11 protein-coding genes are annotated in these 11,934 nt (G+C 45.2%); 5 read left to right on the forward strand and 6 right to left on the reverse strand.

Annotated features, from left to right (window positions below; translation table 11 throughout):
- The first annotated feature begins 19 nt into the window (after positions 1 to 19).
- A complete protein-coding gene (locus CUR83_RS00980) occupies positions 20 to 724 on the forward strand; it encodes a pseudouridine synthase (RefSeq protein ID WP_284718891.1) in 705 nt (234 codons plus the stop codon).
- Between the two features lie 331 nt (positions 725 to 1,055).
- Positions 1,056 to 2,120: a disulfide isomerase DsbC N-terminal domain-containing protein gene (locus tag CUR83_RS00985; protein WP_284718892.1), complete on the forward strand. Its 1,065-nt coding sequence runs from the start codon at positions 1,056 to 1,058 to the stop codon at positions 2,118 to 2,120.
- Between the two features lie 140 nt (positions 2,121 to 2,260).
- Here CUR83_RS00985 and CUR83_RS00990 read toward each other — a convergent pair whose 3' ends face one another.
- On the reverse strand, positions 2,261 to 2,911 hold the full coding sequence (locus CUR83_RS00990; protein WP_284718893.1) for a DUF2939 domain-containing protein: 651 nt from the start codon (positions 2,909 to 2,911) through the stop codon (positions 2,261 to 2,263).
- Between the two features lie 419 nt (positions 2,912 to 3,330).
- Here CUR83_RS00990 and dnaJ point away from each other — a divergent pair, with 419 nt between their 5' ends.
- From dnaJ to CUR83_RS01005, 3 genes are all read left to right on the forward strand, one after another.
- Positions 3,331 to 4,455: a molecular chaperone DnaJ gene (gene dnaJ, locus CUR83_RS00995; RefSeq protein ID WP_284718894.1), complete on the forward strand. Its 1,125-nt coding sequence runs from the start codon at positions 3,331 to 3,333 to the stop codon at positions 4,453 to 4,455.
- Between the two features lie 184 nt (positions 4,456 to 4,639).
- Positions 4,640 to 5,470: a 4-hydroxy-tetrahydrodipicolinate reductase gene (gene dapB, locus CUR83_RS01000; protein ID WP_284718895.1), complete on the forward strand. Its 831-nt coding sequence runs from the start codon at positions 4,640 to 4,642 to the stop codon at positions 5,468 to 5,470.
- A gap of 40 nt (positions 5,471 to 5,510) precedes the next feature.
- Positions 5,511 to 6,404, forward strand: coding sequence for a hypothetical protein (locus CUR83_RS01005; protein WP_284718896.1), 894 nt, complete (start codon positions 5,511 to 5,513; stop codon positions 6,402 to 6,404).
- Positions 6,405 to 6,486: 82 nt separating this feature from the next.
- Here CUR83_RS01005 and CUR83_RS01010 read toward each other — a convergent pair whose 3' ends face one another.
- From CUR83_RS01010 to CUR83_RS01030, 5 genes are all read right to left on the reverse strand, one after another.
- The gene (locus CUR83_RS01010) at positions 6,487 to 7,662 is read right to left on the reverse strand and encodes a type III PLP-dependent enzyme (RefSeq protein ID WP_284719793.1); all 1,176 of its coding nucleotides are present in this window, start codon (positions 7,660 to 7,662) and stop codon (positions 6,487 to 6,489) included.
- Between the two features lie 114 nt (positions 7,663 to 7,776).
- Positions 7,777 to 8,331, reverse strand: a complete 555-nt coding sequence (def, locus tag CUR83_RS01015; protein ID WP_284718897.1) for a peptide deformylase — start codon at positions 8,329 to 8,331, stop codon at positions 7,777 to 7,779.
- A gap of 197 nt (positions 8,332 to 8,528) precedes the next feature.
- Positions 8,529 to 8,783, reverse strand: coding sequence for a GlsB/YeaQ/YmgE family stress response membrane protein (locus tag CUR83_RS01020; protein ID WP_058024727.1), 255 nt, complete (start codon positions 8,781 to 8,783; stop codon positions 8,529 to 8,531).
- A 351-nt stretch (positions 8,784 to 9,134) separates the two neighbouring features.
- Positions 9,135 to 10,622: a UDP-N-acetylmuramate:L-alanyl-gamma-D-glutamyl-meso-diaminopimelate ligase gene (gene mpl, locus CUR83_RS01025; protein WP_284718898.1), complete on the reverse strand. Its 1,488-nt coding sequence runs from the start codon at positions 10,620 to 10,622 to the stop codon at positions 9,135 to 9,137.
- Between the two features lie 240 nt (positions 10,623 to 10,862).
- Positions 10,863 to 11,375: a copper resistance protein NlpE N-terminal domain-containing protein gene (locus CUR83_RS01030; RefSeq protein WP_284718899.1), complete on the reverse strand. Its 513-nt coding sequence runs from the start codon at positions 11,373 to 11,375 to the stop codon at positions 10,863 to 10,865.
- Positions 11,376 to 11,934: the final 559 nt, after the last annotated feature.

Consider the following 11,934-nt stretch of genomic DNA (forward strand, 5'->3'; position numbering starts at 1 on the left):
ACCGATGGTAGTAAATAGTATGCGTTTAGATAAATTCATTAGTAAAGCCACCGAGCTGTCGCGTAAAGAATCCAAAAAGATCATGCACGCCGGCGAAATCACTGTAAACGAGCAAGTGGTCAAAGACCCAGGGCTACATGTCGATGTCATCAACGATGAGGTGATGTGGGCAGGCGAGCCGCTGTCAGTTGCGACAGGCAATCGCTACATCTTGCTGTACAAACCTGAAGGCTTTGAGTGTACGCTAAAAGCCAAAGAATACCCAATCGTCACTGAGCTGATTGCCGTACCAGAGCTGGGCAGCTTGCGTATCGCTGGCCGTCTCGATGTCGACACCACAGGCGCGCTACTCATGAGTGATGATGGCGGCTGGCTACACCGTGTCACCAGTCCTAAACATGAGCATGCCAAGGTCTATGAGCTGACCCTAGCATCGGCGATGGATAGCGATGCCCAAGAAAAAGCGGTGAAAAAAGTCGCTGAAGGCATCTTATTAGAAGGCGACTATGAGCCGACCAAACCTGCTACGCTTGAGTTCATCGATGACACACACGCCCGTCTGACACTAGAGCAGGGCAAATACCATCAAGTCAAACGCATGATGGGTTACTTTGGCAATAGAGTGACCGAGCTACATCGCGCCAGTATCGGTCATATCAATCTAGACGGCCTAGAGAAAGGCGACAGTCGTTTCTTAACCCCAGAAGAAGTGGCCAAGTTTTAGTCTCTGACCTCTTTAGTATGCGCATCCATACTACTGTTTAAATCATCGTTTTAAATTCATCAGCAGCCACGACACCGTGTGCTGCTTTTTGTTGTCAGCTATTTATGTTTGTGATTCTCTTTCACTATTTCTGCGCTCTGCTTGTGTTGCCTATCTCTTAAAGCTGGGTAGCAATTTTGCAAAATGGCGCCGCTAATCATTTGTGTAAACCTTGCTTATGATACAGTCTGTCTGATATCTCAATCTATTTTTTTACATAATATTATGATGATCAATCAAGATGGATATTATGAAGTAAAAAATTTATAAATCATTAACGAGGACTGCTTTTGTGAAACTATCTGCCTTTAATTCGGTAAGCCTGATTAGCCTTGTGCTACTCGCAACCACGGCTTGTGCTCAGTCAAACTCAGCGGATGCGACGCGCACCCAATTGAATCAAAAAAATCAAAGCACGCAGACGAGCAAAGCGGTCAGTGCAACGGTCGATAAACGCTTGCGCCAAGTGCTGACCCAAGCCGGTATCAAAACGCAGATTACCTCCATTGCGCCGTCTAAATTACCCAATATGTATCAGGTAAACTTGGCTGAACAGCCGCCATTGCACATCACCGAAGACGGTCGCTATGTCATCCAAGGTGAGTTAAAAAAGAATCCAAGCAAGCGGATAGTGACCAAAACACCAGTACGCAGCAAGAGTGCGCAGGTAGGCAAGCCTGTCAGTGCAGCAGTCAAATCGGTGCTGCTCAAAAATACGCGTGCGCTCAAAAACATGAGTGCAAAAACGCCGTTTTTTTATACCGCGGTACCGGGCGTGATTTGGGGCGCAACGCTAGAAGGGGTGCCTTTCTTATTATCGGACGATGCGCAGTACATCACTGATGGTGAGATATCAGTGATCGAAAATGGCCAATTTATCGGACTCGATGAGAAGTTTGAACGACGCAAAAATCAATCGGTGTTTGCGACATTGGATGAAAGCCAACTGATTACTTATCCAGCGACCAGTCCTAAGAGGGCGGTGATCTATGTGGCTGATGACGTCAACTGCCCGTATTGCCGTCGATTTCATCAGCAAATATCCATGCTCAATGCCAAAGGTGTGACGGTAAAAATCATCGGCTATCCGATATACGAGCAGTCACCTGAGCAAATGCGTGGTATTTGGTGCCAAGATAGCGAGAGCAGTCGTCGTCATGCATTCGATAAGGCGATGCTACAAGGTGAGATGACACCTGCACCAGCAAATTGCAACGCCGACCACGTGACGCCCAATCGCGAAAAAGCCGCTGGACTGGCAGTGATAGCAACGCCTGCCATTTACCGTGAGGACGGTGTACTATATCAAGCAAGCTTCGAGAGTCCTGAGTTTTTAGAATTTTTGGGTATTGAATAATCACATTAGCGTCGTTCACATTTTAGTGAATAAAGTTTTTAAATCACGCCACAAAAAACCGCTTCATGAGCTGATTCATAAAGCGGTTTTTATCGTTTGACTCATCAAAATGTCGAATACCAAAAGCGGTCTCAATTCGTCTATGGTAAGACAATATCGACGATCTTCCACTCAATCAAGCCTTGGCGCTGCATCTCTATCGTGAGCGGATAGCCTTTGACTTGACCGCTGATAGCAAAGCAATTGATACCGCAGTAGCTCAGTGTTGGCTTATCGCTATCGTTGCCTTGAGCGGCTTGTTGCTCGAGCTCCGCCGCTTGTTTTTTTATGACTTGCTGGATTTGGCTCCTGACCACCGCATCGACATCACCGCGCTGAACAATCAAGCTTTGAATGAGGTTTCTGAGATCGACCTGATCGCTTGCAATGGCCCATGCCGCCGCAAGCTCTTTGGTTGCTGTATTGGCTTGACCCTGAGTGTTAATGACCTTTTCGATATTTTGCGGGGTGATGGCACCATCGACGGCCTTTGTGATAAAGCCGTTGGCTGCTTGGGTTAATGCGTCTCCGCCCAGCTCAGCGATTAATGGATACTTAGTCATGGTCGTCGCAAATTGATCAGTCAGCTGATGTTGGATGCTTGGACGCAATTGCTCGTAATCAATGGTCGCTGCGATAGCGGCACCGTCTTTGGCATCATAAGCATTTTTGAGCTGATAAGCACTGTAATAAGGGGAGCCTGCATAGATTGCTACGGCAATCACGATTAATAAAACAATCAGCTTTTTCATAAGACGGGGAACCTTGTCGCAAACATTGTCATTATAGGAATAAACGACCGTAGATATGGTGATAAATACTAGCATGACTCGTCATTATTCAGGTATGAAAAGCTTTGTAATAATCTTAATAAATCGTGTATACCGCCGACTCAAGACCTCAACTCTGAATTTCATGACTTAAGCGCTTGATAAATCAGCAGACCATCTCCATAAATAGCGCAAACTTTTTATAATTGATTTGGCTAAGTAGCCCCCACCGTATTTTTCGTTACATGCACATATTATCATCCTGTGACATTGTGGTTTGCCATGTTTCACATGAAACGTTGCTGTGTGATTGTGTATGAGATGAAGGCCGTTAATGGTAAAAGCTGATCAAAGCTAATGACTGACGAGCTGGTGGTGCTACGAAGACGATAGGAGAAACCATGAGTAAACGCGATTTTTATGAAGTATTAGGTGTCAGCAAGACCGCTGACAGCAAGGAGATTAAGCGAGCTTACCGCAAGCTTGCCATGAAATATCATCCAGATCGCAACTCTGATGACCCTGATTCTGAAGACAAATTCAAAGAAGCCTCAATGGCTTATGAAGTGCTGAGCGATGAAGAAAAGCGCTCAGCGTATGACCGCATGGGTCATGCTGCCTTTGAAAATGGCATGGGTGGCGGTGCAGGCGGCGGCAATTTCCAAGACATCTTTGGTGATATTTTTGGTAACTTTGGTGATATCTTTGGTCAATCACGTGGCGGTGGTGGTGGACGCACGCGTCGCGGCTCTGACTTGCGCTATGTGATCGAGCTGACATTAGAAGAAGCAGTACGCGGCTGCAAAAAAGAAATCAGCTTTACCGCGCCAGCGCCATGTGATACCTGTGATGGTAAAGGTGCCAAAGATGCCTCTGATGTCGTGACCTGTCAGATGTGTCATGGTCGGGGTCAAGTGCGCATGCAGCAAGGTTTCTTTGCCGTGCAACAGACTTGTCCGCAGTGTGGCGGCTCTGGTAAACAGATCAAAAACCCTTGCCCTGACTGTCATGGTAATGGCGTCAAAGACAAATCACGCACGCTAGAAGTATCTATCCCAGCGGGCGTCGATGATGGTGATCGCGTCCGTCTGGCAGGTGAAGGCGAAGCTGGCGCCGCAGGCGTACAGAACGGCGACTTGTATGTCGAAGTACGTGTCAAACCGCACAACGTCTTTACTCGTCAAGGCGCGGACCTCTATATGGATGTACCAGTCAGTATCACGGATGCCGCACTTGGTAAAGAAGTTGAAATCCCAACCTTGGATGGTAAAGTAAAAATCAAAGTGGCAGAAGGGACGCAGAGTGGCAAATTGCTGCGTGTACGCGGCAAAGGCGTGACGCCAGTACGCACCACGATGAAAGGCGACTTGATCTGCCGTGTGGTCATCGAAACCCCTGTCAATCTGACTCGTGAGCAAAAAGATCTATTGCGTCAGTTCCAAGATACGTTAGATGATGACAGTAAACATCAGCAGTCGCCACATAAAAAATCCTTCTTTAAAAAGATTGGCGATTTGTTTGACTGATTATTTAACTAAGACAGACTGTTGCTAGATAGCCATACTGATAGTAAGCCCAAAGGTTTCACATGAAACCTTTGGGCTTTTTCTTGTGCTGATAAAAAACCACTCAGTTAACGATATTTGTTAAACTGACGATAAATGATATCCAAAAATAACCCACCAAATATAAAGTATGTAAGGTAGCGATATGAATCAAGAAGCAACAGAACAAACCATCAAAGTTGGTGTCATCGGTGCAGGTGGTCGTATGGGTCGTATGCTTATTGAAGCGGTACAAAATAATCCTAAGACTATCCTGAATGCAGCGATTGAGCGCCAAGGATCTAGTCTCGTCGGCGCAGATGCAGGCGAGGTGGCGGCTATCGGACGTTTAGAGGTGAAAATCGTTGACGAGCTAGAGGCTGTAATTAATGACATCGATGTGCTGATTGATTTTAGTTTGCCTGATGCGACTGAAAAAAACATGCAAGTTTGTGCCGAGCATAATGTCGCGATGGTCATTGGCACGACAGGATTTAATGAGGCGCAAGAGCAGGTATTGGCAAAAGCCAGTGAAAAAATCGCTATCGTCTATGCAGGTAACTATTCAACAGGCGTTAACCTGTCATTGAAACTACTTGGTATGGCAGCCAAAGCATTTGGCAATGAGGCTGACGTTGAGGTCATCGAAGCGCATCACAAACACAAAATCGATGCGCCATCTGGCACGGCATATATGATGGCAGAAGCCGTCGCAGAGGCGCGCGGACAGAATCTAAAAGACGTCGCTATCTACGGACGCGAAGGACAAACAGGCGCGCGTGAATCGGGCACGATTGGTATTCATGCCGTACGCGGTGGAGAGATCGTCGGCGACCATACGGTGATGTTCATCGCTGATGGTGAGGTGGTCGAGATCACTCACCGCGCACGAGAGCGCATGACCTTTGCCGCAGGTGCTGTACGTGCCGCAACTTGGGTGACTGAGCAGGGCGCTGGGCAATATGATATGCAAGATGTGCTGGGGTTGAATGATTAGAGCGCATTGACGATGACTTAAAAAAGGTGAGGAGATGCAGGTGAATCGTATAAAGCACGAATTGGCTAGTACCATTCTTAAGGTGAATATTACCAAAAATATAAGCTTGCCCGCGTTTGCCCTAAGTCTGGCTGTCCTACCAATCACCGTACAAGCCAGTAACGTCCAAACCTATGTGATTGACACTTATGGCGGCGTGTCGCTACTGCCAGTGGTAAGGCAACAACTCAATAATAGCGCTGATGGCGGCACCGTCAGCATCTACCAAGGTAAGCTAGTATTAATAACAACACCCCGCAATTATCAAATGATACAGCAGCTACTCACGCAGATTGACCGTCAGCCACAAGCGCTCACAGTCGCGGTGCGTGTTGGCAATAGCAGCAGCGTTCAGGATAATATTCGTCAGGGTCAGGTTATTATTACCAATCGCGGTATCCAAGGTGCAGGCGTAATCAATCAATATAACCGCCAGCAACAAGGTAGTAGCTTGTATCAAGTACAAACGCTGTCTGGCAGCGCGGCCAGTATCAGTACCGGCACGCTCTATTCATTGACACAAAGCTATCGTGCTACTATTCAACCGAATTATCATTATCCAGCTGACCGTCAGCCAAACGCGCAGATTGTCATTCAGCAGCAAATACTACTGCCAACGACGCAAGGCATTGCTGTCACACCGCGTCTACTACCGAATGGTCAAGTCGAAGTGAAGTTGTCACAAGTTGAAGAGCGACTGGCGCGATCCAAATCATCCTACAATAGGTACGGCACGAGCAGTAATAGCATTCAAAGTCAAAGTCTGAACAATACAATCATTGTGCCGCGCGGACAATGGGTGACGATCGGTGAGATTTCACAACGCTCAACCAGCAGCGGCAGTCGAACGACCAATAGCATTAATAGTGTACCGATAGCTCTGCTGGTTCAATAGCTCATTGTGCAAATGGCTAAATACAAAAAAGCGCGGTGTTATTAATAGCACCGCGCTTCTCTATAAATGATAGGTTCAAACCCTAGTCAATATAAACCACTTCAAGCGGCGGGAAGCCATTGAACTCAACTGATGAATACGAGTTGGTATAAGCACCTGTGGTTAGCCAATAGATTTTGTCACCAATCTCAAGCTCTTCTGGCAGCTGATAACCTGCTTCTTCGTACATGATATCGGTTGAGTCACAGGTTGGTCCTGCCAGTACGACCGTCCCTTCACTGGTAGACGTTTCCATCTTGGGAGTATAAACAGGATATTTGATGGCTTCGCCGAGCGTCTCGATTAAGCCTTGGAATAAACCAACATCCGTATAGACCCAGCGCGCCAAATCTGTGTCTGACTTACGAGAGATCAGTACCACATCACTAACCAAGACACCTGAACCACCAACGAGGGAACGACCTGGTTCTAAAATAATCTCAGGCATCTCATCATCATTATAATCATCAGTCAAATAGCTGGTAATCTCTTCTGCATAGACCTTAATAGGATTGACTTCGCTGATGTAGTTGGTTGGGAAGCCGCCACCTAGATTGATCATTTGTAGCTTGATGCCTTCTTCGTTCTTCATCCAGTCAAACATATATTTAACTTTGGCTAATGCATCATCCCATGCCGCAACGTCTTTTTGCTGGCTACCCACATGGAACGAGATACCATAAGGTACCAAGCCAAGCTCGCGCGCCTGAATGAGTAGATCAATGGCCATATTAGGGTGACAGCCAAACTTACGTGACAATGGCCATTCTGCTGTCTCTGATCCTTGTACCAATATGCGCACAAATACTTTAGAACCAGGTGCGTGTTTGGCGATATTTTTAAGATCGGCTTCTGAGTCGGTCGCGTACAGATCGATACCTTTTTCAAAGGCATATTTGACATGGGCGGCTTTTTTGATGGTGTTGCCATAAGAGATGCGCGATGATTCAACGCCGCAATCAAGCACACGATCCAGCTCATAGATAGAGGCACAGTCAAAGTTGGAGCCAAGCTTTGCCAGCAGATTGATGACTTCAACCGCAGGACTGGCTTTCATCGCATAGTGCAATTTGGCGTTTGGAAACAGACTCACCATTTCGTGATATTTGGTTTCGATACGACTTAGGTCGACCACTAAAAACGGGGTCTCGCGACCTTCGGCAGCTTTGGTAAATTTCTGCCAGCTGGCAGGGTCAAAATATTGGTCAATTTTGATCATGGTCATAGTAGTAAACCTTTGGTGAGAATAGTATCTGCTAAAAAATTGGCACCATCTAGTGGATATCAGAGAGTAACATCCACTATAGGCATCATTATGTAAAGGAGAAAGAGATTAAGAATTGATCGGTTGTGACTGCTGCTCAGCGAACTGGGCGCCTTGCTTTTCGCGTATCTTGAGGACTTTACGAACTTTATCACGGGCACGTGTCTGTTTCAAACGAGACAGATAATCGACGAATATCACGCCGTTGAGATGATCCATTTCGTGTTGGATACAGACGGCAAGCAAGCCTTCTACCACCTCATCAATGACGTCGCCGTTCTCGTCTAATGCCTCGATACGTACTTTATTAGGGCGCTCGACTTTGTCGTAGACATCTGGGACCGAAAGACAGCCTTCTTCGTACGGTTGTTTTTCTTCTACCAATGGCGTGACCTTTGGGTTTATAAAAACTCTTGGGGCACTTTTGTCTTCGGACAAATCCATCACGATGAGCTGAATATGACGATCGACTTGGCTTGCAGCAAGGCCAATGCCCTGAGCATCATACATTGTCTCAATCATGTCTGAGATTAAGGTTTTGATTTCAGCAGTCACTTCCTTGACTGGCTTGGCAATCGTGCGCAAGCGGGGATCTGGGTAACTTAAGATAGGGAGTAGTGCCATAACGCTCACCTCAATGATAGGGACAAAATAGGGTTGATATTATAAGATAAATGGGGACAAAAGTAATGCTTATCAATACTTTCCCGTCTATATCAGGTCTCATGCATTCACAAATTAAAGATTTTTATAGGTATCTGGACACAAAAAAGCCTCACTTAACGCAAGGCTTTTTTGTAGATATTCTATCTAGTCGGTAATTATGCACGGCGTTTATTTACTATCATTTCATACAAGAATAGCAAAATGATCGCACCGATAACTGAGAAAATAAGACCAGTGAAACCACCATCTGCGTTGATACCAATTAAGCTCGCTAGGAAGCCACCTAACATGGCACCGACGATACCCAATACGATCGTCATGATCCAGCCCATAGGGTCACTACCTGGCTTAATAGCACGTGCCAATAAACCTGCAACCAAACCTACGATAATCATCCAAATAAAGCTCATGTTATTCTCCTAAATTATGAATATTTATAATATGTTGCTAATTTAATAACTCCATTGTAAAGATTCCTCAAACGCAAGAGTAAGCAAAAAATGTTACCTGTGTAGGGCCTATGTGAGGAAAAAGTCAGATTTGCTATTACGTAGGTGCAATAGGTAAACGGAAGGTTACAAAGGTAGCCGTGGTGCTAACAGAATGGCGTATCAATCATTTAGCCACGACAGAAGAATTTGATAAGGATAGGGAATTAAATAAAAAAAGCGTAGCCCATCTATCAGACAGCCACGCTTTTGTTTAATACTAATTTTAGGGTTTAGGGTTTAGGGTTTAGGGTTTAGGGTTAAATCAATCGTTTATTTATCACGCAATGCCGTTAATAGACGCTGATGAATCCCCTCAAAACCACCGTTGGACATAACCACAATGGCATCACCTGCTTGAGCATGACTACTGATATGTTCAATAATAGTATCGACACTAGACATTACGTGCTGGTTAATGATGGAGTCACTTGTAGCCGTGGCTTGTTCGATGACTTCTCTCAAACCCCATTCCAGTCCCGCTGGCTCATACCACAATGTATAGTCAGCGAGGGCAGCTGACTCAGCCAAGCTGTCTTGGTGAATACCCATTTTCATGGTATTACTGCGCGGCTCAATAATCGCCCAAATACGTCTGCCAGCCAGTTTCTTTTTGGCACCGTCTAATGTTGTGGTAATTGCAGTAGGGTGATGGGCAAAGTCATCAAAGACTAAGACATCGTTTACATCACCGATCAACTCCATCCGGCGTTTGATACCAGCAAAAGCCGATAATGCGGCGCAAGCGGTAGAGATGCTGACACCGACATCATAAGCGGCCGCGACGGCAACCAAGGCATTATTGACGTTATGAATACCACTCATGCCCCAGTCGATGACAGCTACTTTTTTATCAGCAGCAAAACTGACTTGAAATTGACTGCCATCTTCGCGAAGGAGTTCCGCTTGCCAGTCGCTATTGTTTTTAAGCGTACGGTCGTTTTTACTGGTATTAGATGCGGTCGTATCGATGACAGCAGTACGCCAGATAGGGGTCCAAACGCCTTTTGCTAACGTATCTTCTAAGCTGATAGTTGCTGCAGGCATGATAATTTTTCCGGTGCTTGGAATCATACGTACCATATGATGAAACTGCGTTTGGATCGCATTCAAGTCAGCAAAAATATCGGCGTGATCAAATTCTAGGTTGTTCAAGATAGCGGTGCGCGGACGATAATGAACGAATTTTGAACGTTTATCAAAAAACGCAGAATCGTACTCATCAGCTTCAATGACAAAATAACCAGAAGGGACTGTCGTATCATCGTCAGTTTTTTCTGCCCCTAGATAGCTGCTGTGTGCAAATACCTGCTGTAAGTGCTCATCAGTGGTATTGACCAGTGGCACACCACCAATTAAAAACCCTGTATCGATACCAGCGTAATGCAATATCCAAGCAAGCATGGTTGTCGTTGTTGTCTTACCATGAGTACCAGCAACCGCTATTACGTGGCGCGTTTGCAGCACTTGCTCTGACAAAAACTGCGGACCTGACGTGTAGCGCAGACCCGTATCTAGCATATATTCAATCACATCCATGCCACGCTTCATCGCATTACCAACAACGACCAAGTCTGGCGCTGGTTGCAAATGCTTTACGAGATAGCCTTCTTCAATAGTGACGCCCGCATTTTCAAGTTGGGTAGACATAGGAGGATATACGTTGGTATCTGAGCCAGTAACGGTATGCCCAAGTTCACGCGCTAATAATGCCAGCGAGCCCATAAAAGTACCACAAATACCAAGAATATGAATATGCATAGACGTTCCGTAAGAGCTTGAATAAGTGAAATAGAGAGAGTAAAAATAAAGTTTTGAGTGCTGAGCTGTTATCAGTCGTGACTAACGTTTTAATCAGTCATTGCCATGGCAGTAGTCTGGCAGACAAGCGATCATTGTAAAGTAAACGCTGGTCGATGACCAACAAAAAACGCCTAACAAGTAGGCGTTATCTAGCTGATAAATGCTGTCTTATTTGGCAGCATACCAAGCACTTGCTGTCTATTTACGTGACAACGTATAGTCATTATTTAGGTTTTTTTGCTCATCTATCAAAATCAGATGATTGTCTTGAATATAATAAGACTCAATATGTTTGTCTTCATATACAATGGTAATTTTGTCTTTATCTTGACGATAGACGCCAGACTCAAGTAACGGTGCGCGCTGTTGTTCAGCATCGTGATGGGTGCTGGATTTTAGTACAGAGCCATCAGAAAATAGGTTCAAAGTGACATCGATACTATCGCAGTCTTCACAAGGCACCATACCGCCATAATCACCCATTAGCGTGGCTTGTAGCGCACTACTGTTCGATTCTGAGTGTATAGTAGAAGGGTGCATATGCCCCTCATTACTGGATTGAGCAGCAGCAATAAGTGATTGCCCTTCTGTAGATTCATTCAAACTGTCATCAGGATTTGACTCAGACATACTATCGCTTTCTATCTCTTCTGATGTGCTCTGCGGAGCAGACTCTGCTGATGCGTCGACAAATGAAGCTTTAGTCCTCATGTCTTGATCAGAATTCGAGGAGGCACTATCACAGCCTATCAATAGCACACAGAGTGGTACCGCTAATAAGGACGGTCCCCAGCGTCTAATGACAGTAGATGTGGTAGAGCAAATAGGTGCAAGATATATCATGGTCATACCAAAAACAGTTTTTTGAATAGCGTTTTTAAAAATCACCTATGCCACTGGCAACCGTTATCAAGATAATCTTGTTGCCAAAAAAGAGACAAGGGGTCGTATAAAATTTGCGATAATATAGATATTGGAATTTGAGAGCGTAGCTGATCTTTGAAATGTAGACAAGTTATCGCTCAAAAGCGACAGAGCTCTCATAACTGATCACTAAAACTACCCACTAAAAAAATAGGCTGTCTAAAGGTATCAAAGGGTTACAGATATATCTGTGGACTTTTTGTTGTGTTCAATATGCTTGGTATAGCAAAGTAGGCTCTATCGGTTTGTCTAACATAGGTAATAAAAGAGGTTTAACAGTCGCAGATAATAAAACAGACATTGCATAAAAATATGAATGTCTGTTTAGAAAGAAGTGATAACAGTA

The sequence above is a fragment of the Psychrobacter pocilloporae genome (assembly GCF_029872915.1).
Taxonomy (GTDB): Bacteria; Pseudomonadota; Gammaproteobacteria; order Pseudomonadales; family Moraxellaceae; genus Psychrobacter; species Psychrobacter pacificensis.

Excerpts from the sequence above, each read along its gene's own strand:
- CUR83_RS00980 (WP_284718891.1), top strand. The coding sequence starts at position 20 with ATGCGTTTAGATAAATTCATTAGTAAAGCCACCGAGCTGTCGCGTAAA.
- CUR83_RS00990 (WP_284718893.1), bottom strand. The coding sequence starts at position 2,911 with ATGAAAAAGCTGATTGTTTTATTAATCGTGATTGCCGTAGCAATCTAT.
- dnaJ (WP_284718894.1), top strand. The coding sequence starts at position 3,331 with ATGAGTAAACGCGATTTTTATGAAGTATTAGGTGTCAGCAAGACCGCT.
- dapB (WP_284718895.1), top strand. The coding sequence starts at position 4,640 with ATGAATCAAGAAGCAACAGAACAAACCATCAAAGTTGGTGTCATCGGT.
- CUR83_RS01010 (WP_284719793.1), bottom strand. The coding sequence starts at position 7,662 with ATGATCAAAATTGACCAATATTTTGACCCTGCCAGCTGGCAGAAATTT.
- def (WP_284718897.1), bottom strand. The coding sequence starts at position 8,331 with ATGGCACTACTCCCTATCTTAAGTTACCCAGATCCCCGCTTGCGCACG.
- CUR83_RS01020 (WP_058024727.1), bottom strand. The coding sequence starts at position 8,783 with ATGAGCTTTATTTGGATGATTATCGTAGGTTTGGTTGCAGGTTTATTG.
- mpl (WP_284718898.1), bottom strand. The coding sequence starts at position 10,622 with ATGCATATTCATATTCTTGGTATTTGTGGTACTTTTATGGGCTCGCTG.
- CUR83_RS01030 (WP_284718899.1), bottom strand. The coding sequence starts at position 11,375 with ATGAGGACTAAAGCTTCATTTGTCGACGCATCAGCAGAGTCTGCTCCG.